Source organism: Mucilaginibacter sp. 320_HR (genome assembly GCF_059691875.1).
On the sequence record NZ_JCAWAI010000002.1, the window covers coordinates 748,991 to 774,778 of the forward strand.

26 protein-coding genes and 1 other RNA gene are annotated in these 25,788 nt (G+C 44.4%); 17 read left to right on the forward strand and 10 right to left on the reverse strand.

The features are described 5' to 3' along the window. The first annotated feature begins 17 nt into the window (after positions 1-17). The 7 genes from AC59GT_RS08985 to AC59GT_RS09015 all read left to right on the forward strand — a co-directional run bounded on the left by AC59GT_RS08985 (position 18) and on the right by AC59GT_RS09015 (position 5,323). Positions 18-791, forward strand: a complete 774-nt coding sequence (locus AC59GT_RS08985) for an XRE family transcriptional regulator (protein WP_497237324.1) — start codon at positions 18-20, stop codon at positions 789-791. A 126-nt stretch (positions 792-917) separates the two neighbouring features. Continuing rightward, positions 918-1,271 (forward strand): Spy/CpxP family protein refolding chaperone, encoded by a 354-nt coding sequence (locus AC59GT_RS08990; protein WP_497237325.1) that lies wholly within the window; start codon positions 918-920, stop codon positions 1,269-1,271. Positions 1,272-1,337: 66 nt separating this feature from the next. Next, entirely contained in the window at positions 1,338-2,465 is a 1,128-nt protein-coding gene (locus AC59GT_RS08995) for an aminotransferase class I/II-fold pyridoxal phosphate-dependent enzyme (protein ID WP_497237326.1), read from the forward strand. Beyond that, complete coding sequence (bioD, locus tag AC59GT_RS09000) at positions 2,458-3,075, forward strand: dethiobiotin synthase (protein WP_497237327.1); 618 nt, start codon at positions 2,458-2,460, stop codon at positions 3,073-3,075. Before AC59GT_RS08995 ends, bioD begins: the two co-directional genes overlap by 8 nt. Positions 3,076-3,171: 96 nt before the next feature. Next, the gene (locus tag AC59GT_RS09005) at positions 3,172-4,059 is read left to right on the forward strand and encodes a 3-hydroxyacyl-CoA dehydrogenase family protein (RefSeq protein ID WP_497237328.1); all 888 of its coding nucleotides are present in this window, start codon (positions 3,172-3,174) and stop codon (positions 4,057-4,059) included. Between the two features lie 98 nt (positions 4,060-4,157). Next, positions 4,158-4,256, forward strand: an RNA gene (ffs, locus tag AC59GT_RS09010) — signal recognition particle sRNA small type. Positions 4,257-4,351: 95 nt separating this feature from the next. Beyond that, positions 4,352-5,323 carry a YpdA family putative bacillithiol disulfide reductase gene (locus AC59GT_RS09015; protein ID WP_497237329.1) on the forward strand — a complete coding sequence of 324 codons (972 nt, stop codon included), beginning with the start codon at positions 4,352-4,354 and terminating at the stop codon, positions 5,321-5,323. Here the strand turns inward: AC59GT_RS09015 and AC59GT_RS09020 are convergent. Beyond that, a complete protein-coding gene (locus AC59GT_RS09020) occupies positions 5,292-5,816 on the reverse strand; it encodes a 2'-5' RNA ligase family protein (RefSeq protein ID WP_497237330.1) in 525 nt (174 codons plus the stop codon). The two genes, AC59GT_RS09015 and AC59GT_RS09020, sit on opposite strands and share 32 nt — an antisense overlap. A gap of 347 nt (positions 5,817-6,163) precedes the next feature. On the opposite strand from AC59GT_RS09020, the gene AC59GT_RS09025 reads away from it, so the two are divergent. From AC59GT_RS09025 to AC59GT_RS09055, 7 genes are all read left to right on the forward strand, one after another. Next, a complete protein-coding gene (locus tag AC59GT_RS09025) occupies positions 6,164-6,850 on the forward strand; it encodes a GNAT family N-acetyltransferase (protein WP_497237331.1) in 687 nt (228 codons plus the stop codon). Between the two features lie 59 nt (positions 6,851-6,909). Beyond that, a complete protein-coding gene (locus tag AC59GT_RS09030) occupies positions 6,910-7,221 on the forward strand; it encodes a four helix bundle protein (protein WP_497237607.1) in 312 nt (103 codons plus the stop codon). A gap of 42 nt (positions 7,222-7,263) precedes the next feature. Further along, on the forward strand, positions 7,264-8,475 hold the full coding sequence (gene argG, locus AC59GT_RS09035) for an argininosuccinate synthase (protein WP_497237332.1): 1,212 nt from the start codon (positions 7,264-7,266) through the stop codon (positions 8,473-8,475). Positions 8,476-8,481: 6 nt separating this feature from the next. After that, positions 8,482-8,919: a cupin domain-containing protein gene (locus tag AC59GT_RS09040; RefSeq protein WP_497237333.1), complete on the forward strand. Its 438-nt coding sequence runs from the start codon at positions 8,482-8,484 to the stop codon at positions 8,917-8,919. After that, positions 8,906-9,889 carry an N-acetyl-gamma-glutamyl-phosphate reductase gene (argC, locus tag AC59GT_RS09045; protein WP_497237334.1) on the forward strand — a complete coding sequence of 328 codons (984 nt, stop codon included), beginning with the start codon at positions 8,906-8,908 and terminating at the stop codon, positions 9,887-9,889. Before AC59GT_RS09040 ends, argC begins: the two co-directional genes overlap by 14 nt. A gap of 64 nt (positions 9,890-9,953) precedes the next feature. Further along, positions 9,954-11,084, forward strand: a complete 1,131-nt coding sequence (locus AC59GT_RS09050) for an aspartate aminotransferase family protein (protein WP_497237335.1) — start codon at positions 9,954-9,956, stop codon at positions 11,082-11,084. Between the two features lie 40 nt (positions 11,085-11,124). Next, positions 11,125-12,075, forward strand: a complete 951-nt coding sequence (locus AC59GT_RS09055) for a Rossmann-fold NAD(P)-binding domain-containing protein (RefSeq protein ID WP_497237336.1) — start codon at positions 11,125-11,127, stop codon at positions 12,073-12,075. Here the strand turns inward: AC59GT_RS09055 and AC59GT_RS09060 are convergent, their stop codons facing one another. Both AC59GT_RS09060 and AC59GT_RS09065 read right to left on the reverse strand, forming a co-directional pair. Continuing rightward, complete coding sequence (locus AC59GT_RS09060) at positions 12,076-13,395, reverse strand: MFS transporter (RefSeq protein WP_497237337.1); 1,320 nt, start codon at positions 13,393-13,395, stop codon at positions 12,076-12,078. It lies immediately after the preceding gene. A 142-nt stretch (positions 13,396-13,537) separates the two neighbouring features. Next, entirely contained in the window at positions 13,538-14,995 is a 1,458-nt protein-coding gene (locus AC59GT_RS09065) for an NADP-dependent isocitrate dehydrogenase (RefSeq protein ID WP_497237338.1), read from the reverse strand. Positions 14,996-15,173: 178 nt separating this feature from the next. On the opposite strand from AC59GT_RS09065, the gene AC59GT_RS09070 reads away from it, so the two are divergent. Both AC59GT_RS09070 and purE read left to right on the forward strand, forming a co-directional pair. After that, positions 15,174-16,313 (forward strand): 5-(carboxyamino)imidazole ribonucleotide synthase, encoded by a 1,140-nt coding sequence (locus AC59GT_RS09070; protein WP_497237339.1) that lies wholly within the window; start codon positions 15,174-15,176, stop codon positions 16,311-16,313. 4 nt (positions 16,314-16,317) lie between these two features. Next, entirely contained in the window at positions 16,318-16,815 is a 498-nt protein-coding gene (purE, locus tag AC59GT_RS09075) for a 5-(carboxyamino)imidazole ribonucleotide mutase (protein WP_497237340.1), read from the forward strand. 362 nt (positions 16,816-17,177) lie between these two features. Here purE and trxB read toward each other — a convergent pair whose 3' ends face one another. From trxB to AC59GT_RS09095, 4 genes are all read right to left on the reverse strand, one after another. Beyond that, entirely contained in the window at positions 17,178-18,134 is a 957-nt protein-coding gene (gene trxB / locus AC59GT_RS09080) for a thioredoxin-disulfide reductase (protein WP_497237341.1), read from the reverse strand. A 104-nt stretch (positions 18,135-18,238) separates the two neighbouring features. Further along, positions 18,239-19,414, reverse strand: a complete 1,176-nt coding sequence (locus AC59GT_RS09085; RefSeq protein WP_497237342.1) for a dipeptidase — start codon at positions 19,412-19,414, stop codon at positions 18,239-18,241. A gap of 3 nt (positions 19,415-19,417) precedes the next feature. After that, entirely contained in the window at positions 19,418-19,825 is a 408-nt protein-coding gene (locus AC59GT_RS09090) for a DUF3592 domain-containing protein (RefSeq protein WP_497237343.1), read from the reverse strand. Positions 19,826-19,833: 8 nt separating this feature from the next. Continuing rightward, positions 19,834-21,462, reverse strand: a complete 1,629-nt coding sequence (locus tag AC59GT_RS09095) for an acyl-CoA carboxylase subunit beta (protein ID WP_497237344.1) — start codon at positions 21,460-21,462, stop codon at positions 19,834-19,836. A 117-nt stretch (positions 21,463-21,579) separates the two neighbouring features. Between AC59GT_RS09095 and AC59GT_RS09100 the strand changes: the two genes are divergently transcribed. Then, positions 21,580-22,182 carry a hypothetical protein gene (locus AC59GT_RS09100; protein ID WP_497237345.1) on the forward strand — a complete coding sequence of 201 codons (603 nt, stop codon included), beginning with the start codon at positions 21,580-21,582 and terminating at the stop codon, positions 22,180-22,182. Between the two features lie 3 nt (positions 22,183-22,185). Here AC59GT_RS09100 and AC59GT_RS09105 read toward each other — a convergent pair whose 3' ends face one another. The 3 genes from AC59GT_RS09105 to AC59GT_RS09115 form a co-directional block, all read right to left on the reverse strand. Beyond that, complete coding sequence (locus AC59GT_RS09105; RefSeq protein WP_497237346.1) at positions 22,186-22,770, reverse strand: LOG family protein; 585 nt, start codon at positions 22,768-22,770, stop codon at positions 22,186-22,188. A 92-nt stretch (positions 22,771-22,862) separates the two neighbouring features. Further along, the gene (guaB, locus tag AC59GT_RS09110; RefSeq protein ID WP_497237347.1) at positions 22,863-24,338 is read right to left on the reverse strand and encodes an IMP dehydrogenase; all 1,476 of its coding nucleotides are present in this window, start codon (positions 24,336-24,338) and stop codon (positions 22,863-22,865) included. A 134-nt stretch (positions 24,339-24,472) separates the two neighbouring features. Then, positions 24,473-25,753, reverse strand: coding sequence for a M16 family metallopeptidase (locus tag AC59GT_RS09115; RefSeq protein WP_497237348.1), 1,281 nt, complete (start codon positions 25,751-25,753; stop codon positions 24,473-24,475). Positions 25,754-25,788 lie beyond the last annotated feature (35 nt).

Sequence of the window (25,788 nt, forward strand, 5' to 3'; positions counted from 1 at the left end):
AGCAAAAGCAAATTTTTATGTCAAAAATTTCATCAAATATTAAATTTCTTCGCAAAAAGAAGGGATTAACACAACAGCAGTTCGCCGATCAGGTAGGCATAAAACGTTCTTTAGTAGGGGCTTACGAAGAAGAACGTGCTGAACCAAAGTATGAACTACTAAAATCATTAGCATTATTTTTTGACATATCGATTGATGATTTTATCAATGAAACTATAGATGAAAAATGGGCACCCAAGCCAAAAGGCAACCCAGCAAACCTTAGGGTGCTAAGTATTTCGGTAGATAAAGAGGATAATGAAAACATAGAAATGGTACCAGTGAAAGCGAGTGCAGGGTATCTTAACGGGTATGCCGATCCGGAATATGTTGCCGCCCTGCCTAAATTTTATCTGCCCATGTTTAAAAATGGCACTTTCCGTGCTTTCGAGATCAAAGGTGATTCTATGCTGCCGCTTCCATCCGGTTCTGTTATAATAGCGGAGTACCTGGAGAACTGGGCCGATGTAAAAGCGGGTGAAACCTATATAGTAGTTTCTAAAACTGAGGGAATTGTTTACAAGCGCGCAGGTAACAAGTTTAAGGAGAATAAAAAGCTGAAGCTAATATCTGACAACCAGGTGTATGATCCGTACGAAATAAGCGGCGAAGATATATTGGAGATATGGAAAGCAAAGGCATTTTTATCTACTCAGTTACCCGAGCCTACACCTGAGCCGACTATGGAAAGCCTTACCAGCATGATGGCGCAAATGCAGCGCTCTATAGCCGGGTTGCAAACCAAGAATTAGTATTTTTAGTTGATCTGCTATGATGATTACAGAAATTGGTGATTAGCAACAATTAAGTTACAAGGATGTAATTAAACTAATGCTATTTACCTTTATCAAAACATCAATAAACTAAAAAGAAAAATAATGAAAAAAATTATGTTGATCTGCTGCTTCCTTGTTGGGATCACAGCAGTAAGCCGCGCGCAGGGTGGTATGAGGATGACTGCTGCTGACAGGGTTAAAGCGATGAAAGAATCGTTGAAATTGACTGATGAACAGGTAACCAAAATCACCGCTATCTACGAAGGTCAAACAAAACAAATGGACAGCTTGCGTAACGCAGGTGCCGACAGATCGGCTTTCCGCCCTATGATGCAGGCTACTAACGACAAGGTAAAGGCAGTTTTAACAGCTGAGCAGGCAGCTGCATGGCAGAAAGAAATGGACGAGCGTCGTGCACGTATGCAAAACGGCGGCGGTGCCCCACCACAGAAATAATTCTGTATAAGAATATAAAAGAGCGGCCTTAAGCCGCTTTTTTTATTTTAGCAGAAATTTAAGCCGTTGGATAAAGCACACCAATCTCTTGCCGATAAGCTAAACGAACGTAAAGACGCCGGTATGTACCGGATGTTAAGGCCCGAGAGCAACCTGATAGATGTTTGTTCCAACGACTACCTTGGTTTTGCCCGTTCGTTAGAAATGCGAGACGCCATTTTAATGGAGGTAAATGCTTATGCCCAGAGTTTAAATGGTTCAACTGGTTCAAGATTGTTATCGGGCAATACAGCCTATGCTGAAGACCTGGAGCGAGAGATAGCAAATTGGCACGGCGCGGAAGCAGGTCTCTTATTTAATTCTGGTTACGATGCTAACATTGGCCTGTTTTCGTCAGTACCTCAAAAAGGCAATACGATCATCTGTGATGAACTAATACATGCATCCATCATAGATGGCGCGCGCCTGAGTTATGCTAACCGTTACAGCTTTAAACACAATGATCTGGCAAGCCTGGAGGCAAAGCTCAAAGCAGCTAAAGGCAACTGCTACGTGGTAATAGAAAGTGTATACTCTATGGACGGCGATACCCCTCCAATTGTCCAAATACAGCAGCTAACCGCTAAATATGGTGCAAACCTGATTGTTGATGAGGCACATGCCGTTGGCTTATACCCTAAGGGAATCATTCCAGAACTAGGCTTACAGGATAAGGTATTTGCCAGAGTGGTTACCTTCGGCAAGGCGCTCGGCTGCCATGGCGCGATTGTTTTAGGCAGCGAAACACTGCGTAATTATCTTACTAATTTCGCAAGGTCATTCATATATACAACTGCTGCTTCGTTTCATCAGCTGGCTTCTGTAAAAATCGCTTATCAAATGTTGACTGCGGCGGGTGCTGCTATAGCACCGCTGAAACAAAACATAGCAATATTTAAAGATGGCATAGCCGAAAGCACAAGCTTTCCACTTCTTCCCAGCCCCAGCGCCATCCAGTGTATTGTACTAAACAGTAACGCAAAAGCGCGCGAAGTAGCTGGTGCGTTACAGGAGGCCGGTTTTGATGCACGGCCAATACTCAGTCCAACTGTTCCGAAAGGTTTGGAAAGGATCAGAATATGTCTTCACTCCTACAACACTTCACAGGAGATACAACTACTCACATCAACAATTAACAGTTTATTAGATGAATGATAAACCACTTTTTATAACAGGTATAGGCACAGGAATTGGTAAAACATTGGTATCGGCAATACTGGTAGAAAAACTTAAAGCCGATTACTGGAAACCTGTACAATCAGGGGACCTGGACAACTCTGATACAATGAAGGTGAGCAGCCTGGTGTCGAATACCGAATCCCGTTTCCATGAGGAGGCCTACCGGTTAACTCACCCCTATTCACCTCATAAATCTGCATTATTAGATGGTATCACTATAGATGAGCATAGGCTATTAAAGCCTTCAACAACTAACAAGTTACTTATTGAAGGTGCCGGTGGATTAATGGTACCATTGAACGATCACTTCCTGATGGTTGATCTTATTAAAGCCCTTGAAGCCGAAGTTGTGCTGGTCTCTCAAAACTACCTTGGCAGTATTAACCATACACTATTGTCAATAGAATTACTTAGAGCTCGGAGCATCCCAATTAAAGGCATCATCTTTAACGGCGAACCAAATACCTCATCTGAGGAATACATCCTGAAATACTCGGGCCTTAGTTGCATAGGGCAAATCCCCACGTTAGCGAATATTGACAAGGCTACAGTAGCAGCAGCCGGTAGCAACATCAATCTAGATTGATATAGGTCACTAGCAATATCCTGCTAAAAGTTTCAGAGTACAACTAGTAATATGTGCCTTGATATTGTAAGTTTGCGTACATAGTAAACCAATCTCATGAAAAACATTACGGTTATCGGTTCGGGTACAATGGGCAATGGAATAGCTCATACTTTTGCGCAAAATGGCTTTAACGTATCGCTGGTAGACATCAACGATGCTGCTCTGCAAAAAGCGCTACAAACCATCGCCGGCAACCTGGACAGGCAGATTAAAAAAGGTACAATTGACGAAGCCGCGAAAGCTGCCACGTTACAGAACATAAAAACCTACACTGACGCTATTGAAGGTGCCGGCGATGCAGACCTGGTTGTTGAAGCAGCTACTGAGAACCGTGAGATAAAGCTGAAATTGTTTAAACAACTGAGCGAAGTTTGCAAACCGGGCGCTATCATGGCATCTAATACTTCTTCAATATCAATAACAGAAATAGCATCGGTAACCAAAAACCCCACAAATGTTATAGGGATGCACTTTATGAACCCGGTGCCCGTAATGAAGCTGGTTGAGGTGATACGCGGCTATGCTACCACAGATGAGGTGACCAAAACAATAATGGATCTTTCCATAACGCTCGGCAAGGAACCCGTTGAAGTGAACGATTACCCAGGTTTTGTTGCCAACCGGATATTGATGCCGATGATCAATGAAGCTATTTATACGCTTTTTGAAGGTGTAGCGGGCGTTCACGAGATAGATACAGTTATGAAACTTGGCATGGCTCACCCGATGGGGCCGCTGCAACTAGCTGATTTTATAGGACTGGATGTTTGTTTGGCTATTTTAAAGGTGCTGCACAATGGCTTTGGCAACCCCAAATATGCCCCATGTCCTTTGCTGGTAAATATGGTAACGGCTGGGCATCTTGGTGTAAAAAGTAGTAGTGGTTTTTATAAATACACCGCCGGAAGCAAAGAACTTGTAGTTGCCGATAAGTTTAGATAGCAGATCCTCACATAAAATTAGCAAGCTGAAAACCAACGTGTAAGCGCAAACTTTAACATTTTGTTAACCGAAGCGCATCATTTTCCTATATTTGCGGCGGGTAAGTCTTTTACGGCCAGCTCCTCTTGAACTCCCCCAGGGTGGGAACGCAGCAAGGGTAGAGAGTTGAGCGGCGCGATAAAAGTAGCTTACCCATTTTTTTTGCCTGAAATTTCGGTAGGATAAATGACGGTACAACGTCAAAATACTACAATACTAATACAATAGGAAATTTACCTGTTATCTTAGCCACATGCTAGATATACTTATTATTGGCGGTGGCCCTATTGGTCTTGCATGCGGATTAGCAGCGCAGAAAGCAGGCTTAAGCTTTGTGATATTAGAGAAAGGATGCCTGGTAAATTCCCTTTACAACTATCCTGCAACCATGACATTCTTTTCGACGAGTGACAGGCTCGAAATTGGCGGCGTTCCGTTCATCAGTATTAACAAACAGCCTAACCGTAACGAAGCGTTGGAGTATTATCGCCGTGTAGCTCTGGATAACAAACTACCGATCAAACTTTTTGAGGAAGTCACCGGAGTTGAACGCCATGGTAATAACTTTGTAGTTACATCATGTAAACAAACTTACCAGGCCAGAAAAGTAATACTAAGTACCGGCTTTTACGATATAGCAGTAAATCTTCATATTCCTGGAGAGGATTTGCCTAAAGTAAAACACTACTACAAAGACCCTCACTATTACGCAATGCAAAACGTCGTTGTGGTGGGTAGCAGTAACTCTGCCATAGATGTTGCGTTAGAAACATACCGCAAAGGCGCAAAGGTCACTTTGGTAGTTCGCGGAGATGAGATCAGCAACCGGGTAAAGTATTGGGTAAGGCCAGATATTATCAACCGGATAAAGGAGGGCAATATCAAAGCTTACTTCAACAGCAATTTAGTCGCAGTACGCGAAACTGAGGTGGATATTGACACGCCTAAAGGACAGGTTACTATCCCGAACGACTTTGTAATGGCCATGACCGGTTACAAGCCCAATTTCGAATTTCTAGCGAAGCTCGGCATACACCTTACAAAAGACAAGTTCATTCCTGAATACAACGCCGAAACAATGGAGACTAATTTGCCCGGTATGTATCTCGCGGGTGTGGTATGCGGCGGATTAGACACTCACCTTTGGTTTATTGAGAATTCAAGAATTCACGCGGAGATGATCATAAAAGATATCACTGCAAAGTTTCAGAACTCGCAAAGTTAAAGGCCTGCTGGAAGCGCCATGGCCCATTAAGATATTCCCACAGCACCAACCCTGTAGCGATTGTCTTAAATGGCTCGAAGTCACTGTTAAGCTCATTTTGCAACAGCTTAGCTTTACCCGGATCAACCTTATTCTGAACAGTGATATGCGGCCATAGCTTTTGCTTGTCTTGCGGTATCAGAAACCTGCTCCACTCCTGCTGTAATTGTTTGTGCAGCTGCTGTAGTTGCTCGCTCTCTATTTTGTAAGCAACACCATTACCGATGCTTACTATCGCACTTACCTCAAGCGTAAACCGCATCTCCTTACTTACAACTTCATTTAATACTTCAAAAACAGCAGCGTCATTAGCAGGAAGCTGGTGAAAAAGCGTAAGATGCGCCGCCAGAAAGTTGCGTTCAAGCGGGAAATACCTACTGCGTTTGTTATCAAAAAATTGCTGAGAATCTTTGTCTATCTGTAGTGTTAATATAAGTGGCACAACATGGCTCATTAAGGCAATTTAACCTCAACATCATATTAAAGTTTTTTCTTGCATAAATAAATTATTATGCAATACTTTGCAAAAAATTAAAAAAGGCGTTGCCTTTGTTAAAAATGAATACAGAAAGCTTATATACACGCGTTGCGCGGGCCAACAATGCCCCTGTAGCCACTGCTTTGGTTTCATTTACCCTTCTGTATACACCTTGCCGACGACGGGTATTCATCCCGAGGGTTTGAATTGAGCTTTAGCGCTTAATACAACCACGAAGTTTCGTTTTAAACTTCTCTAACCATTGTCCATCTAATTATTCGAGGTTTAATCTAAGAATAGTTTAAAGGTAATTTTCTACAATAATGACCATACAAGATTTTGATATACAGGTAGCTACAGCACAGCATGCCGATTTCGCCCCTCATATTTGCGAGGAAATGGCCGAATCTGCCAAAGCACGCGGCACTGGTATTGCACAACGCTCTCCTGAATATGTTGCTAATAAGATGCTGGAGGGTAAAGCCGTTATAGCATTGCATAAAGACGGCACCTGGGCCGGATTCTGTTATATTGAGACCTGGAGCCACGGAGATTTTGTGGCCAACTCGGGGCTCATTGTTAATCCGCTTTACAGAAAAGCTGGTTTAGCTAAAGCCATTAAGCACAAAATTTTTGAACTTTCCCGTAAGAAGTACCCTGAGGCTAAGATATTTGGACTAACAACCGGACTAGCAGTAATGAAGATTAACTCGGAATTGGGTTATGAGCCGGTAACTTATTCGGAACTTACCCAGGATGAAGATTTTTGGAAGGGCTGCAGAAGTTGCGTAAACTATGATATCCTGATGAGCAAAGGGCGCAAAAACTGCATGTGTACTGCCATGCTCTTTGATCCGGCAGAGATCCAGAAACAATACGAGGAGAAGATGAAAAAGATCACCAAAAAGGCGACCTTGCTTGAGCGTATAGAAAATGCTATTAAAAAGCGTTTGGAACACTTTGAGCAGAGAGCTGAAAGACTAAAGCACAAAGCTTTTCAAGGAGCTTAAAAAGCTTTGATGCGATGAGAGACTATAGGAAGTTAGAGTTATGGAAAAAAGCGCATGTGATGGTTTTGCATGTCTACAAAAACATTCTGCCACTTCTTCCAAAAGCAGAGCAGTTTGACTTGAAAAGTCAAGCAAAAAGAGCAGCGTATTCGGTACCGATGAACATCGTAGAAGGCAGCGGACGTTTTACAGAAAAGGATTTTGTTCACTTTCTTGACATTGCACTTGGTTCGGCACACGAACTGGAGTATTGTTGTTTACTTTGCAAAGATCTTGGCTACATAGGTGAAGACCTTTATGATGATACTAACAAAATAACTAACGAAGTAAAAGCCATGCTGATTGGCTTAATGAAAAAGCTAAGAGCATAGGGCTTTGGTCTTTTCGCTCTTTGCTTTCAGCTTTATAAAAAGATGAAGAAAAAAGTAGTTTTGGCTTACAGCGGCGGTTTAGATACCTCATTCTGCTGTATTTATTTAACCCGCGATCTTGGTTACGAAGTCCACTCTGTTATTGTTAATACCGGCGGTTTTAGTGAGGAAGAATTAAAGGGTGTTGAAGAACGTGCTTACCAAATGGGCGTTACTTCACACCATGTGGTGGATGAAACTGAAAACTTTTACAATACCTGCGTACGTTACCTTATTTATGGCAACGTATTAAAAAATAACACCTATCCCCTATCGGTTAGCGCCGAACGTGTAAGCCAGGCAACGGCAATTGCCAACTATGCTAAAGAGATTGGTGCTGAATTTGTAGCTCACGGTAGTACAGGCGCCGGTAATGATCAGGTTCGCTTTGACATGATCTTCAACATCCTTGTGCCCGAAGTACAAATCATTACTCCTATACGCGATCTGAAGCTTAGCCGTGAGGAAGAAATAGAATACCTGAAGAAACATGGCGTGGAGATGAACTTCGAAAAAGCCAAATACTCAATCAACAAAGGTATCTGGGGTACATCGGTAGGCGGTAAAGAAACACTAACTTCTAATTTGGGCTTACCGGAAGAGGCCTGGCCAACGCAGGTTACACAATCAGAAGTAAAGAATATAGAACTGACCTTTGAACAGGGCGAATTAGTTGCTATAGATGGTACAACTTATGATCACCCAACCAAAGCTATACAGGCTTTACAAGCAATCGCCCAACCTTATGGTATTGGCAGGGATATACATGTAGGCGATACTATTATTGGTATAAAAGGGCGTGTGGGTTTTGAAGCTGCCGCGCCAATGGTAATCATCAAAGCACACCATACGCTGGAAAAACATGTGCTTACAAAATGGCAGCTCTCATGGAAAGATCAATTATCATCTTTCTACGGCAACTGGTTGCACGAAGGTCAGTTTCACGATCCTATCATGCGCAACATAGAGGCGTTCCTTACAGATACGCAGAAACAAGTAAGCGGTAAAGTGTTTGTTCAGCTGCATCCGTACCGCTTCCAGGTGGTGGGTATCGAGTCTGATCACGACCTCATGTCTAACAAGTTCGGCAGCTATGGCGAAATGAACAATGCGTGGAGCGGCGAAGACGTAAAAGGCTTTAGCAAAATTTTTGGTAACCAGGTTATGATTTACCACAAGGTGAATGCCTCTCATGCCGAAGAAGGAACTAACTAACATTGTATGAACGACCAAAGCAACGATAACAAAGGTTTAGGCGCTACTCCTTTAGAAGAAGCCGGGACTTCTACCCGTTCTTCCGAGGGACAGGACATTGCTCCACTGTCAAAAAAATCCAGTGTTCACTACAAATGGGGCGAGGATTGCGACGGGTGGACCTTTGTTGAAAACGACAGCATGTCTGTAAAGCAGGAGCGCATGCCTCCCGGCAGTTCGGAAACCATGCACTATCATGAGAAGGCAACGCAGTTCTTTTTTATGCTTAAGGGGACAGCAATCTTTACACTTGATGGTACTGTGAAAGTTTTAAATGAGCATGAAGGTATAGAAGTGAAGCCTGGTCAAAAGCACCGCATCACCAACCATAGTGAAGCAGATATCGAGTTTACGTTGTATTCACATCCATCAACCAAAAATGACAGAATTAATGTCGAAAGTTAGAGCAGGTATAGTTGGAGGCGCGGGTTACACCGGCGGCGAAATGTTGCGCATCCTTATCAACCATCCGGATGTAGATATCGTATTTGTACACAGCAATAGTAACGCTGGTAAATACGTATACGAAGTCCATACAGATCTTTTTGGAGATACAGATTTACAGTTTGCTTCAGAACTGGCCTTTAACATTGATGTGCTTTTCCTTTGCGTTGGCCATGGTGATGCTAAGAAGTTTTTAGAGCTTAACGAAATACCCGGCAGCATCAGGATAATTGACCTGAGCCAGGATTTTAGGTTGAACCAAAATGCCAGCTTTAAAAGTAAACACTTTGTTTACGGCTTGCCGGAGTTGAACCGTGAGGATATCCGCAGTGCTGAAAATATTGCTAATCCAGGCTGCTTTGCCACTTGCCTGCAACTTGGTTTGCTGCCACTAGCCGGCAAAGGATTATTAACTCACGAAGTACACGTTACGGCAACTACCGGCTCCACAGGTGCGGGGCAAAGCTTATCGCCCACTTCACACTTTACCTGGCGCAATGATAACTTATCTGTTTATAAGGCATTTAACCACCAGCATCTAAACGAGATAGGGCAATCTTTAAACAAGCTGCAAAGCGGTTTTAACGAAGCAATCAACTTTATTCCTTACCGTGGCGACTTTACCAGAGGTATAATTGCGTCTATTTACACGGAGAGTGATCTTGCAGAAGCAGAGGCCTTACAGTTATATAAAGATTACTATGGCGGCCACCCGTTCACTCACGTAACCAGCAGGGATATAGACCTGAAACAGATAGTAAATACCAATAAATGCTTTATACAAGTTAAAAAGCATGCCAACAAGATATTCATTATAAGCATTATGGACAACTTACTTAAAGGTGCGTCCGGACAAGCCGTACAGAACATGAACCTCATGTTTGGCCTTGACGAACGCTCAGGATTACGACTCAAGGCGACGGCTTTTTAAAAAGTCGTTCGCCACCACCGGTCAACAATCAATTTAAGTCTAATGTACTCCTGATCTTTAAAAAATGAATTTATTCGACGTATACCCAATTAACCCAATCAATGTTGTCAAAGGCGAAGGCAGCTTGGTTTATGATGACAATGGCACCGAATACCTTGATCTTTACGGTGGCCATGCCGTAATATCTATTGGTCACACCAATCCGCATTATGTAAAACGGCTGGAGGACCAACTACATAAAATCGGTTTTTACTCCAACTCAATTGAAATTCCTTTGCAAACGCAATTAGCGGAAAAACTGGGCCATGTATCCGGGAAAGAAGATTACCAGCTTTTTTTGTGCAACTCAGGTGCAGAAGCTAATGAGAATGCTCTTAAGCTTGCTTCTTTCTACAACGGTAAAAAGAAAGTGATCGCATTTCGCAAAGCTTTTCACGGCCGTACATCGCTAGCCGTAGCAGTTACTGATAACCCGAAAATTGTCGCACCTGTAAATGAAACAGATAACGTCATTTTCCTGCCCTGGAATGATGAAGCGGCGCTTGAAGAAGCATTCCGAAACAACGAGATATCTTCCGTTATTATAGAAGGTATACAGGGTGTTGGAGGCATTCAGGTAGCTCCTATCCCGTTTCTGCAAAAGATCCGTTCATTGTGTGATAAGCATAATGCTGTGTTTATAGCAGATTCGGTCCAATGCGGATATGGCCGTACAGGCAAGTTCTTCTCACATGATTTTGCCGGGATAAACGCCGACATCTACTCAATGGCTAAAGGCATGGGTAACGGCTTCCCTATTGGCGGCATTATCATATCGCCAAAAATAAAGCCGGCATATGGCATGCTGGGCACTACCTTCGGCGGCAATCATCTGGCTTGCGCCGCGGGTTTAGCGGTGCTGGAAGTGATAGAACAAGATAGCCTTATGCAAAATGCCGCAAATGTTGGCGGTTATCTTATCGAAGAACTAAAGAAGTTTGATAAAGTAAAGGAAATTCGCGGCCGCGGATTGATGATCGGTATAGAACTGCCGGAAGAATTGCCAAACGTTAAAAAAGACCTGCTGTTTAAACACAACATTTTTACCGGCGAGGCCAAACCGAATGTAGTAAGGCTATTGCCCGCTCTCAACTTGACAATGGCACATGCAGACCGGTTTCTGGACGCTTTCGGTAAAACATTAAATAACTCTTAATAAGCATTGCTCCCTGTTAATGGAGTACTTTATCACGCACATGAAATTATTCTCCTCTGTAAACGATGTTCAGGATGTACCGGCACTGGTAGCTGAGGTATTGCGGCTAAAACAAGATCCCTTTGCTCATAAGCAACTTGGTCTTAATAAAACCATATCGCTGGTATTTTTAAACCCTAGCCTGCGCACACGCATGAGCACGCAAAAAGCTGCCATGAACCTGGGTATGAACGTGATTGTACTTAACATTGATAAAGAAGGCTGGGCGCTGGAGTTGAGAGATGGCGTTGTGATGAACGGTACTACGGTAGAACATATCCGCGAGGCAGCAGCCGTTATGGGCGAGTACTCGGATATTATTGGCGTGCGCTCGTTTCCGGGCCTTAAAGACCGCAATGAAGATTATAGCGAAGCTATCTTCAATAAGTTTGTGGAGTTTTGTAAAGTACCTGTGGTAAGTCTGGAATCTGCAACGCGTCACCCGCTGCAAAGCCTTGCGGATTTGGTAACCATCGAAGAATTTAAAACTACCAACCGCCCCAAGGTGGTGCTCACCTGGGCGCCGCATATTAAGCCTTTGCCGCAAGCTGTACCGAATTCTTTTGCTGAGTGGATGTGCAGGGCCAATGTGGATTTCACAATTGCGCACCCGGCGGGTTACGAGCTTTCTGAGGAATTCACAAAAGGTGCAACCATCACGCATGACCAGGATAAAGCGATAAAAGATGCTGATTTCATTTATGTGAAAAACTGGTCAGCCTATGAGCCTTATGGCAACGTATTGCCCGGCAATGATGATTGGATGTTAACCAACGAAAAGCTCAGTATTGCTCCAAACGCCAAAGTGATGCATTGCCTCCCGGTAAGGCGCGATCTGGAACTATCATCAGAGGTATTGGATGGACTCAAATCCATCGTCATACATGAAGCAGGAAACCGGGTATGGGCTGCGCAGGCAGTGCTAAAAACAATGCTTGAGCATATCATTTAACTATATACTTCCAACTCTGCTTAAATACGCAGGCTGAGAAGATATTCTCGGCCTGCGTTTATATATACGGATAGCAACAACGGTAAATATCAAACATCCGCAAACGAAGCCAAGTACCGGCGCTGCTAACCAGGTCATTGCCCAACCGGAAATGTAAGCGCCCATAACATCACATAAGTTTACCATCGCCATATAAGCAGTAAACTGTGAACCCTCCACTTTATCTCTGCACAAAGCCATTAAAACCGGCATAGCTGCAACACTAAACATCGGGTCTGCAAAATTCCAAAGCACAGCTCCCGTGACGCTTACACTATGGTTCATCCAAAAGCCACCCAATACGTTAAACATAATCAGGAATACGGCAATACATATCATCACCCTTGTTTGTAGTTTGGCAGGCCCCATCCGGTCAGCAATTACACCGCCACCAACAACAACCAGCATAGTTGCAATGGTTCCCCAGCTTCCCTGTAATACCGATACCGCATTATCTGCCCAGTGAAGGGTATGGATTAAGTGGAAGGAGAACGACCTGATGAAAATACTATTGCAAGTATATACCAAGGCAATAACAGCAAAGGTTTGCAGGCTTTGCCTTTCAATAAAGCCTTCGTAAAGCTGTTTAAACAACCATCTAAGGCTGGGATTATCTTCTCCAGGCTTATAGTGAGAGCTCCCGGACCCGATAGTAAGTTTTGGTATGTACGTATCAAACCTGTCAAATTTGATAAAGTACGTAAGCATGGTCATAATCAATAGTAGTAGCGACTGCGCGAGTGCCGCATAGAAAAACCCGAAGCTATGCAGCACTGTTGATAGCCCGGCAGAGCCTGCCGCAATGCCCAGCAGATAACCACCTCTCATGAAAGCATTAATCCGGCCACGCTCCTGCTCAGGTACAACAGATATCGCAATTGCGTCAACGCTGGCATCTTGTACACTGGCGAAATTGCTATGAATAAAAAACACCACAGACATAAGCGTAAGCTGCTTTACCGGATCATGTATAACCAACAACGTTAACGACGCTAAAAAGGCAAACAATTGAGTTAATACCACCCAATGCTTTCGGTGGCCAATTACAGAGAACTGATATCTATCTATTATAGGCCCCCAGATAAATTGAATAATCCATGGTATACCTACAATGGCCACAAAAGTACCAACTGAGTGGGAAGACAATCCTTTTGCTGTTAGGTAATTGGCAACAGCAGTCAAGGCAAAGCCCGAGGGAATGCCCTGCATAACATAAAGGTAGAAAAATGTAAAGTACCTCAAGCGGGCACTTTCTTTAAGTACAGGGAATTGGTACGGCAATTGTAGGTTTTAAAGCAAAATACCCATTACAAGTATTTTGTTTAGTATTATTTATTCCAAACAGCTATAGTTAACATCATTAAGGCACAAAAAAAGCCATGACAAACGTCACGGCTTTTTTATGGTTAAAGTAAAATGAGAATTACTGCCCCTGAGCCAAAGTGTAGCCTATTTTGCCACCAAACTTCATCAGGAACTCCACCGAGCAAACTTTTAGGCTTTCTGATAGATCTGCCGCAATGTGCAGTATCTCTTTTTGGGTGATCTCGATGCCTTCCTTCTTTTCAAAACGAATACGATATTCGTTTACAAGTTCCGTAAAGATGGAGCCTGTAGGCCAAACCTGCGTACCGCGGTTGGATATCATTATTAGTTCAAAGTTGTCTGTCAGCTTGGTTTGCGCTATAGCGGCCAGCTCAGATGGTTGCAGGTTAGACTCTACAAACACGTCAACTCCGATCATTTCTTCTGTGACGTTACTGTTGGTAACGGTAAGCTTATTTTTAGCCGGGTGATCCTGGTTGGCTTTATTTGGAACATCGGGCTGTGCAATTACACCATCTTTGAAAGGTATTTTGCCCAAATTGTTGATAATCGCATCAGCAAAGGTGTCCGTGTTTGATGCAGGAACAGATTTGTCACCAAAATCTCCGGTATGAATTCCTTGCTCGAGTGTGTATAGCAATGCATTCTCGATCTTTGCAGCCGTCATGGTAAACCCTAAATAACGCAGCATTAGTATGCCGGAAAGCAGTAGTGCCGTAGGATTTGCGATACCCCTACCCGCGATATCTGGTGCGGTACCATGAACGGCTTCAAAAATAGATATGTTATCGCCAATGTTAGCCGACGGAGCGAAACCCAAGCCGCCCACTAATCCGGCGCAAAGGTCAGATACAATATCGCCTTGCAGATTGGTAAGTACAATAGCCTGAAACATCTCTGGACGGGAAACCAACTTCATGCAAAGGTCATCCACAATAATGTCGCTCGACTGAATGTCTGGGTACTCCTGCGCAATTTCATAAAAGGTTTCCAGGAAGAGGCCGTCAGTAAGTTTCATAATATTAGCCTTGTGACCGCAGGCTAGCTTACTATAGCCTTTACGGCGCGCCATTTCAAAAGCATACCTAATTACTTGTGCCGATCCGGGGCGGGTGATAATACGACGACCTACGGCTACATCATTTGTTAACAAGTGCTCTATACCACCATAAGTGTCTTCGATATTTTCGCGAACAATGGTCAGGTTTATCGGAATGCCCGCTTTAGAGAACACGGTATCTACTCCATTTAAAGAGCGGAAATCACGTTGGTTGGCATAAGTGTTCCATACCTTGCGGGCGGTAACGTTGATACTTTTAACACCCTTACCTTTGGGTGTTTCCATTGGACCTTTAAACAAGATACCCAAACGCTCTATAGTTTCCTTAGCTTCAGCGGTCATCCCTGTAGAATGTCCCGCGTCGAAATACGATTTACCCATTTCTACGTACTCGTAACCTAACTGCACTTCAGCTGCGTCAAAAATCCGCAACACGGCTGCCATTATTTCCGGGCCAATACCATCACCCTTTGCTACTGCTATATTAAACTTCATGTAATTAAATAAGATGTAAAAAACGGGGCAAAGGTACGTTTTTGCGGTTTCATTTTCTACCGTTTAACAGCCTTTACCGTTGTGTGTAAACTAAACAGCGCTTTGTAAATCTTGTTTGTGGACGTGTTTGTGAATAGTATGTAAGTGTTTGAAAGAAAACCCTAAATTTGTCAGCTACATGAAAGCATTCTACGGCGATCTCAGATTAGGCATTTTAGGCGGGGGCCAGTTGGGCCGCATGCTTATTCAACAAGCTATAAATTACAACGTTACCATTAAAGTTTTGGATCCGGACCGGGAGGCACCCTGTCGCCGTCTATGCAACGAGTTTGTAGTGGGCTCATTAAGTGATTACGAGACCGTATACATTTTTGGCAAAAAGGTAGACCTGCTTACTATTGAAATTGAAAAGGTTAACGTAGACGCCCTGGAACAGCTGGAGAAAGAAGGCGTGTTGGTTTATCCGCAAAGCCGGATTATCCGGTTAATACAGGATAAAGGGTTGCAAAAACAATTCTTCAAAGAAAACGACATCCCAACCGCTGAATTCCAGATCATATCATCGGCTCAGCAGTTAAGGGAGAGCCATATTCCATTTCCATATATCCAAAAACTTCGTCGTGATGGTTACGACGGCAAAGGTGTGTATAAGGTTGTGGACGAAAGCTACCTTGAAAATGCATTCACCGAACCAAGCCTGATAGAACGTTGGGTTGATCTCGAAAAGGAAATTGCTGTTATAGTGGCCAGAAACGAGGCAGGCGATGTTAAAACCTTTCCGTTGGTAGAAATGGAGTTTAATCCCGAAGCTAACCTGGTGGAGTTCCTGATCTCGCCGTCTACCCTGCCGTTTGAGGTACAGCAAGATGCGGAGCAAATAGCTAAGAAGATTGCTGAAACACTAAACATTGTAGGCCTGCTCGCGGTGGAAATGTTCCTGGACAAAAGCGGTAAAATACTGGTGAACGAACTTGCTCCAAGACCGCACAATAGCGGTCACCAGAGTATTGAGGGAAATGTTGTTTCACAGTTTGAGCAGCACCTTAGGGCGATATTCAACCAGCCACTTGGTGATACTAATTGCCTCAGCAATGCCATCATGATTAATGTCTTGGGTGAGGCTGGCTATGAAGGTCCTGCAGTTTACCAGGGCATAGAAAAGGTACTCAAATGCGCAGGCGTTTACGTTCACTTGTATGGGAAAGCTTTAACTAAGCCTTTTCGTAAGATGGGTCACGTAACCATCATCGACAGCGATCGCGAGAAAGCTATAGAAACAGCACGATATGTACAACAAACACTTAAAGTGATTGCATAACTCTATGAACACTCCTCAACCTAAAATAGCTATTATCATGGGCAGCAAGTCTGACCTGCATATTATGCAGGATGCTGCTGACGTACTGAAAGAACTTGGTGTAGATTATGAGATCACCGTAGTGTCGGCGCACCGCACACCAGATCGCATGTTCAACTTTGCGCGGGCAGCTGCTGACAGGGGCATTAAAGTGATTATAGCAGGCGCTGGTGGCGCAGCGCACTTGCCGGGCATGGTTGCATCGCTTACACATTTACCCGTAATTGGCGTACCTGTAAAATCAAGCAACTCTATTGATGGCTGGGACTCTATCCTCTCCATACTCCAAATGCCCAACGGCATCCCTGTGGCTACAGTGGCTTTAAACGCTGCAAAAAACGCAGGCATTTTAGCAGCACAAATACTTTCCACCGGAGATGAAACCATAACCGGAAACCTTATTAACTATAAGCAGGAGCTTGCCCGTAAAGTAGAAGAATCTGCAAAGGAAATGGAAGGTTAGTTTAGCTGAGGTGTCCCGCTTTGAGAGTGGGACACGTGGGACAGCTAAAACAGTTAAGTGTCTGTATAAAAGCTATTTACCTGATTAAAGCGGGACACCCCGGGACAGTACAAAAGGTTTAGGTCATTTGATTTAATGACCTAAATGACAATAGTTTATATCATTTTCGCATAGTGTCAAATGCGAACCTTGGGACAGCTGAAATACTCCAGAGCGGGACACTTATAATATCTTATAAACTGGCGGCAATTTGTCTGCTAAGTTGCCGGATGTCTTACCCAGACTAACATAATTTTAAACTTAAAAAGAAAGAGCGCTTACAAGTACTGCAAGCGCTCTTCATTATGTCTACGGGAAAAAGATTAAGCCGTTACTACGTGCTCTTTTGCAGCAAGGTAACGTTCGGCATCAATGGCTGCCATACAACCTGTACCCGCTGCAGTAACCGCCTGCCGGTAAATGTGGTCTTGTGCATCGCCGCAGCAAAACACACCTTCCACGTTGGTTACAGTTGATCCGGGATGTGTAATAATGTATCCAGTCTCGTCCATCTTTAACCAGCCTCTGAATATGTCGGTATTAGGTTTGTGGCCGATGGCAACAAAAAAGCCGGTAACATCAAGTGTGCGGGTCTCGTTAGATTGGTTATTAATAACTTCGACGCCGGTAACACTTTGTCCATCACCAAGTATTTCTTTAGTTTCAGTGTTATAAAGCACTTCAATATTCGGGGTGTTTAACACGCGGTGAACCATTGCTCTTGAAGCGCGGAAGTCATCACGACGAACAATCATGTAAACCTTACGGCACATTTTGGCAAGATAAGTAGCTTCTTCAGCTGCGGTATCTCCCGCCCCCACAATAGCTACGTCTTGTCCTTTAAAGAAAAATCCGTCGCAAACGGCGCAGGCAGATACACCAAAACCGCTATATTTTTGCTCAGACTCTAAACCCAGCCATTTAGCAGATGCACCTGTAGAAATGATTACGGTATCAGCGAGAATGGTTTTGCTTTCATCAACTACCACTTTATGGGGCAGAGAAGTAAAATCAACAGAGCTAACGTAACCAAAACGGATATCCGTGCCTAAACGTTCCGCCTGTTTACGAAAATCTTCCATCATTTCCGGCCCCATAATACCGGCCGGATAACCCGGGAAATTTTCCACCTCGGTAGTTTGGGTAAGCTGACCGCCGGCCAGCATACCAGTATACATTACCGGTTTAAGGTCTGCGCGTGAAGCATATATTGCGGCTGTGTACCCTGCAGGGCCAGAGCCTATAATTAAACATTTTACGTGTTCGGTATCTTGTGACATCAGTATCAAAAATATTGAATACAAAGGTAATAAAAAGATGCACGGGCATGGTCAAACGGCAGTAAAACTTATCAACCAAGGCATATTTACACACACTTCCAGCGCTACTTTCCGTTATTCGCTTTCAGTACCCTTATAAAGTTTTCGCCCATAATTTTCCGTAGGTCCTTTTCGCTATAACCCAGCTTCAGCAGTTCGGCAGTTACCTTGGGGTAATCAGTTACGCTATCCAGGCCCAATGGGTATGATTCTGCGCCGTCAAAGTCCGACCCGATACCCACATGGTCTACCCCCATCAGCTTAACCATGTAATCAATATGTTTAATAAGCATGCTCAACGGCGGTCGCAGCTGGTCGGCTTCCTTTTTGTTGATAACGTTCAACCTAATGCTGGCGAGGTCATAGTCATTATATACTTTAATCAACGAATCCAGTTCCGGTTTATGCCTGGCCAGGTAAGCCTCGTGTTTGGCATCATACGTACTATCTATAAAGCCGCTGTAAAAATTTACAAACACCACTCCCCCGTTTTTGGCAATAGCTTTTAACTGATAATCTTTAAGATTGCGACGGTGTGGGCACAGCGCATAAGCACAACTGTGCGATGCAATAACCGGCTTTGTAGTTATTGCCATTACATCTTTAAAGGTTTGCTCGCCCGGGTGCGACAGGTCTATCATAATGCCCATATCGTTCAGCTTGTGTACCACCTGCCTGCCAAAGTCGGCAAGGCCTGTTTGCTTCAGCCTTTCTTTATGCAATACTTCGTCGCGGGCAGAACTTGCCCAACTCGTACTATTGTTCCATGTCAGGGTAAGGTAACACATGCCCCGTTTGGCAAGACTGTCTATATAGTCGAGCCGGTCTTCTATCATGTGGCCGCCCTCTACACCCAACATAGCGGCCATTTTACCCTGTTTTACAGCTTTCTTCAGATCTTTGGCTGTGCGTACCAGCACTGTTCTGTCCGGGTTACGGTTGATGAGCGCCATTACCGAATCTATCTCCCTGTTGGCAAAGGCGTATGCGGTGCCATTGCTGTATTGATCGCCACACCAAATAGAAAACACCTGCACATCCAGTCCCGCCTGCTTTGCCCTAACCAGGTCAAAGTTGCCCGTAGTTTGCAACTTGCCGAGGTCGTTCTTAGTAATAAGTTCGTTGGAAATAGCGTCGTTATGGGTATCTATTAGGATTGCATTCTGATGAATTTTATTGACGTCCTGAGCCGCTAAATGAAGCGATAAAAATAACAGCGCCGGTATTAAGAATTTCTTCATAGTTCAATGTACGTCATTTTTAATTACCAGGTAGTAAATGTACGCGCCGGTAAACAGCACTGTTCCTGCTATCATGAAAATAACACCCAGGTATTTTGTGGTTTTATTGTCCAGGATAAAGCTTGAGGTATTATCGGGATCATAAATAACCTCTACTTTTTGACCTTCTGAATACTTGTCTGCTGAACTTACCGCAACGTCGTACTGTTCGGTTAGTACCTTCTTATCCGCAGTAACATACCTTATCAGTGGTATCGGCAAACTATCAGCATCTGCACGGGGCGCAAAACCGGCTACCGTACCAACCACCCTTATGCCCGAACGCAGCAACTTTTTACGTTTAAGATATACAATGCAGCCCGCGGCAAAAATCAACCCGCCTAAGCCGGCAGTAAACAACTCGTTATTCATTAACTAACTTAAGTTTGAATTATCCCGACATTAAACTGTTTCTCTATTGGCGAATGATTGGCCGCTTCTATCCCCATGGATATTACTTTTCGTGTTTCCAGCGGATCTATTATACCATCCACCCAAAGCCTTGCCGCTGCATAGTATGGCGTAGTTTGGGCATTATAACGTTCGGTCGTTTGTTTTAACAGTTCGGCCTCTTTAACGCTGTCAACCTCCTCGCCTTTTGCCTTTAAACCGGCTGCCTGCATTTGCACCAGCACCTTGGCCGCTTGTGCACCACCCATTACCGCTATTTTAGCTGATGGCCACGCGTAAATAAGCCTTGGATCGTACGCCTTGCCACACATAGCGTAATTACCGGCACCATATGAATTACCTATAACAATGGTAAACTTCGGCACAACCGAGTTAGACACCGCGTTCACCATTTTGGCTCCATCTTTAATGATCCCGCCATGTTCGCTACGGCTGCCTACCATAAAGCCGGTAACGTCCTGCAGGAAAACTAAAGGAATCTTCTTTTGGTTACAGTTCATAATAAAGCGTGTGGCCTTATCTGCCGAGTCGGAATAAATTACGCCGCCAAACTGCATTTCTCCTTTTTTGCTTTTAACCACTTTGCGTTGGTTAGCTACAATACCAACCGCCCATCCGTCCACACGGCCCAATCCGCAGATAATGGTTTGCCCGTAGCCCTCTTTGTATTCTTCAAAATCAGAATCGTCCAGCAAGCGGAGGATGATCTCCTTCATATCGTAAGCTTTCTCACGATTATCGGGCAGTATGCCGTAAATATCCTTTTCGTTTAGTTTTGGTGCGGATGGCTTTATACGGTCAAACCCGGCCTTGTTATAATCACCCACCTTGTTCATAATCTTTCGGATGGAGTCGAGGCAAGCCTTATCGTTGGGGTGCTTATAATCTGTAACACCAGATATTTCGCATTGAGTAGTTGCGCCGCCAAGTGTTTCATTGTCTACATCCTCTCCTATGGCCGACTTTACAAGGTAAGATCCCGCCAGGAAAACCGACCCTGTACCGTCCACGATCATCGCTTCATCACTCATGATAGGCAGATAAGCGCCACCAGCTACACAAGAACCCATAATGGCGGCTATCTGGATAATTCCCATGCTGCTCATGAGCGCATTGTTGCGGAAGATGCGGCCAAAATGTTCCTTATCCGGAAATATCTCGTCCTGTAGTGGCAGGTATACGCCTGCAGAATCAACCAGGTAGATAATAGGCAAGCGATTTTCCATGGCAATCTCCTGTGCACGCAAATTCTTTTTTGCTGTTATCGGGAACCACGCACCGGCCTTTACAGTAGCATCATTAGCTACCACCACGCATTGTCTGCCACTTACGTAGCCAATACCGCAAACCACGCCACCACCGGGACAGCCCCCGTGCTCAGCATACATGCCTTCAGCAACAAAGGCTCCTACTTCCAGCCAGGGCTTGTCGTCATCAACAAGGTAAGCTATGCGCTCCCGGGCAAGCAGCTTGCCTTTTTCCTTTTGTTTGGCAGCAGCTTTTTCGCCGCCGCCGGCGTATATCTTTTTAAGCCGTGTAGTTACATCAAAGGCGAGTTGCTTGTTAACATCCTCGTTTTTATTAAATTCCAGATCCATAATTGTTTATAATAGGTGCTGTAAGTTTAGGAAAATTTGCCCATTAAACCTGCCCATGCAATTAATGTTTAATTTAGCGCACTGCCGGATTAATACCCGCGTTTATTGCTATACATTATGATAAAGCAGATACTTACAACCGTAATTTTCTTTATAGCCGTTAATTGCGCTGCTTACGCGCAGATCATTTTTGATGTTAAGGGAAAAACAATGGAGTATGTAAAGGGATTTGAGAAAGCAGCCAAAAGCACGCCTGTGTTTTTGGAGAACACCTACTTAAACGCGCCGGGGGTTGGGCAGCCCGTGGTATACCTCCGCGAAGAAAAGCTACTTCCGAATGTGCTGGTGTACTATTTCCCAAATACAAGAGATTCCACCATCAACTATATTTTGTACGAACTGGACGAAAGTAATTTTGGGAAAGACCAGCAAGCTATAAAACGCCCGGTAGAGGACCTCTTGCCGTTTATAGACCGTTACAAGAAGTTTCTTACACAAGCACAAGCAATATTTGGCGCGGGAGAAAGCAGCGGATCTTTAGATGACACGTCGGCAATCGAAAGCGGCAGATTTAAGCGAACAGATAAGTTTTCTAAAAATGGTGTTGAGGTGGAGATGTACATTGTGCTCTCCAATAAACAAGAGACCAACGGGATTGTGAGCATTACGCCAACACACCGGCTAAGAGTATATGTAAGAAATAAAACTGGTGGTAAATAAAAGCTAGCTGAGATTACGATCGTGGAACCATACTTCGTCCGGTTTTATCTCGATCTCATCCATTAAATTCACCAACTCTACAGCATCAGCCGACGAAAGCACCAATTTACGGTTGGCGGGTTTAAGGTAGCGCTGTTCCACCATTACATCCATTTGCATCAGCAAATGATCGTAAAAGCCGCCAACATTGAGTATACCCACCGGATGATTATGCAAGCCCAATTGCAGCCAGGTAAGCACTTCAAAAAACTCTTCCAGGGTACCAAAACCGCCCGGCAGCATAATAATAGCGTCGCACAGATCGTTCATCATTTGCTTGCGCTGGTGCATATTTTCTACTACGTGAAGTTCAGTAATACCGGTGTGGCCTACTTCTTTATCAAGCAAAAACTGCGGGATAACGCCTACCACCCTGCCGCCGCGCTTCAGCACCGCATCAGCCAATAAGCCCATCACACCGACCTTGCCACCGCCATAAACCAGTTGGATGCCGCGGCTCACCATTATTTCAGCAAGCTGCTCAACGGCGTTAGCCAGCGCAGCGTCACCATTAAAATTTGCTCCGCAAAAAACGCAAATGCTTTTCATAGTTGTAAGTAAGGTAAGTCGGAAAGTCCGGAAGTCCGAAGAATGTGTTCTCTATGACCCGGACTCCTGGACTCCCCGACCTTCGGACCTTTTTATCCCCTGCTGGTGTAGTTAGGTGCTTCTTTAGTTATAGTAATATCATGTGGATGGCTTTCGCGCATGCCGGCTGCTGTTATACGTACAAACTTGGCTTTCTGAAGATCTTCGATGGTTGCAGCGCCGCAGTAGTGCATACCTGCACGCAGGCCGCCTATGTACTGGAAGATAACCTCGGCCATGTTGCCCTTGAAAGGTACACGGCCAACAATACCTTCCGGAACAAGTTTAGTAACCACGTCGGTCTCGTCCTGGAAATAACGGTCTTTGGAACCCTTGGCCATTGCCTCTACTGAGCCCATACCACGGTACGATTTAAACTTACGGCCTTCGTAAATAATGGTTTCACCTGGTGATTCTTCAACACCGGCAAACAACGAACCCGCCATAATAGAACTTGCACCGGCAGCAATGGCCTTTACAATATCGCCGGTTTGTTTAATACCACCATCTGCAATTACCGGTATACCACGGCTTTCCATTGCTTTAGCGCACTCGTAAACAGCGTATAACTGTGGTACACCAACACCCGCTATGATACGTGTGGTACAAATAGAACCCGGGCCGATACCTACCTTAACTGCATCAGCACCTGCATCTGCAAGGGCATTGGCAGCATCAGCTGTAGCAATATTACCAGCTATCACCTGCAGGTCGGGGAACTCAGCCTTAACCGCTTTCACCATCTCAATAACTCCCCTGGAGTGGCCGTGAGCTGTATCAACCGTAATTGCGTCAACACCGGCGGCAACTAGCGCCCTTACACGGTCAATGTTATCAGCGGCAACGCCTACAGCCGCGCCAACACGCAGCCGGCCAAATTCGTCTTTACAGGCGTTAGGGAAATTTTTTACTTTTTGGATGTCTTTATAGGTGATAAGACCCACCAGTTTACCTTCATCATTTACAACAGGCAGCTTCTCGATCTTGTTATCCTGAAGGATAGAAGCAGCTTCGGTAAGTGTGGTGCCCTGTGGGGCGGTAATAAGGTTGGACTTGGTCATGATGTCACTCACCGGCAAGCTCAGGTCCTTTTGGAAACGAAGGTCGCGGTTGGTGATAATACCCTTCAGTTTGTGGTCGGCATCAATAACGGGGATTCCCCCGATGCCATACTCCCGCATAATATTTACGGCGTCAGACAGTAGTGCATCTTTATCAAGCGTCACCGGGTCCTGTATCATCCCGCTTTCAGAACGTTTAACCTTGCGTACCTCATCAGCCTGCGCCTGTATAGTCATGTTCTTGTGGAGTATACCAATACCACCAGCCTGGGCAATGGCAATAGCCAGTCCAGCTTCGGTAACGGTGTCCATAGCGGCAGAAATAATGGGGATGTTCAGCCTTATCTTTTTTGTCAGATAAGTGCCGGTATTAACTTCGCGTGGTAAAACTTCGGAGTAAGCCGGGAGGAGCAGAACGTCGTCGTAAGTTAATCCTTCGGCGACAAATTTAGATGGGTCTAACTGCATAGCAAATAATTATTTGGAGTTATTATTTGCCGGGCAAAGGTATGCTTTTAATTCGATTAAAAGAATTGCGTTTTGATATTTGTTTAATGTGACACTAGGTTGATCTAAGATCAACCTAGTGTCACAGGGTACTGTTAATACTTCCCTACAATCACTTTGTAGAACTCATCGAAGTTCCAGTACTTTTGAGCCAACTGTTGCAGTTCCTCAGCAGTGATGTTTTTTACCGTGTTGGTGTAACGCTCGTAATAGTCATAATCCAAATTGGAGAAGTAGAGGTTCTTGAACTTGTCAGCATGAGAAAAAACGTTCTCGAGACTGCCCAATAGTGAGCCAAGCATAAAGTTGCGCACAAGGGATAGCTCTTCTTCGGCTACTAACTCGTTTTTCAGCAGGTTCACTTCTTTTTCTATCTCTGATACGGCTGCCTTACATACGTCTGCACCAACTTCTGAAGCGATAAAAAACGAGCCACCCTGCTTAAAGGACGACACACCCGAGCCAATGCCATAGGTATAGCCTTTATCCTCACGAATGTTTGCCATTAAGCGCGAGCCAAAGTAGCCGCCTAAAAGCGTGTTGAGCACCTGCATGCCCGGAAAGTCCGGATGGGTGCGGTTGATGAATGGCATGCCAATTCTAATTGCCGATTGCAGCGCACCTTCCTTTTGCGTATAATAGAACTTTTCTGCCGACGGTTTAAGCCCTTCTTGCACAGCATCGGCAGTTTTAGCGCCATTCTCCCAACCTTTCTCAAAATGTTCAGTCAGCAGGTCGATGTGCAGTTTTTCTATTTTGCCGGCAAGAATAATAGTACAATTGCCAGGTTGGTACATTTCTTTGAAGTGCGCCAGCAAATCTTCCCTTACAATGCTGCGATAATGTTCCGGCTCAGCAGTAAGGCCGTAAATATTGTCGCCGTTTACCGCACGGTTAAAAATACGACGTGCAACAAAATCGTTCTTTTGCAAGCTTACTGCAAGTTTCTGCTGCTGGTTGCGTATGTAGGTTACCAGTTCCTTTTCAGGGAAGACAGAATCAGTTATTACATCCCTGATTATCGGCAATATCTGCGGCAAATGCTTGGTTAATGAATACAGCGTAACCTGCGAAGTATCGTAGCTATAATCTACCTGCAAAAATGCGCCATAGAAATCTACTTTGTCTGCAATCTCAGCTGAAGTAAGTGTGCTTGTGCCCTCGGTTAGCATGGTGTTTACCGCTACGTTAAGCAGCGGCTTAGCCGGGTTAAACCGAAGATTGTTGAATATCCATTCTATACGTACCAGCTCCTGGCCACCTGAATTAAATGAATATAAATTGCAGCCGTTGGCAAAGGCGGTATGTTCCGGACGAATGAGGTTTATGGCTTCCACCCCGTTAAACGCTGGTGGTATTGTTCTGTTTAATGTCATGTGCTTGGTTTTGAGTTCTTAACAAGAACTGCTCA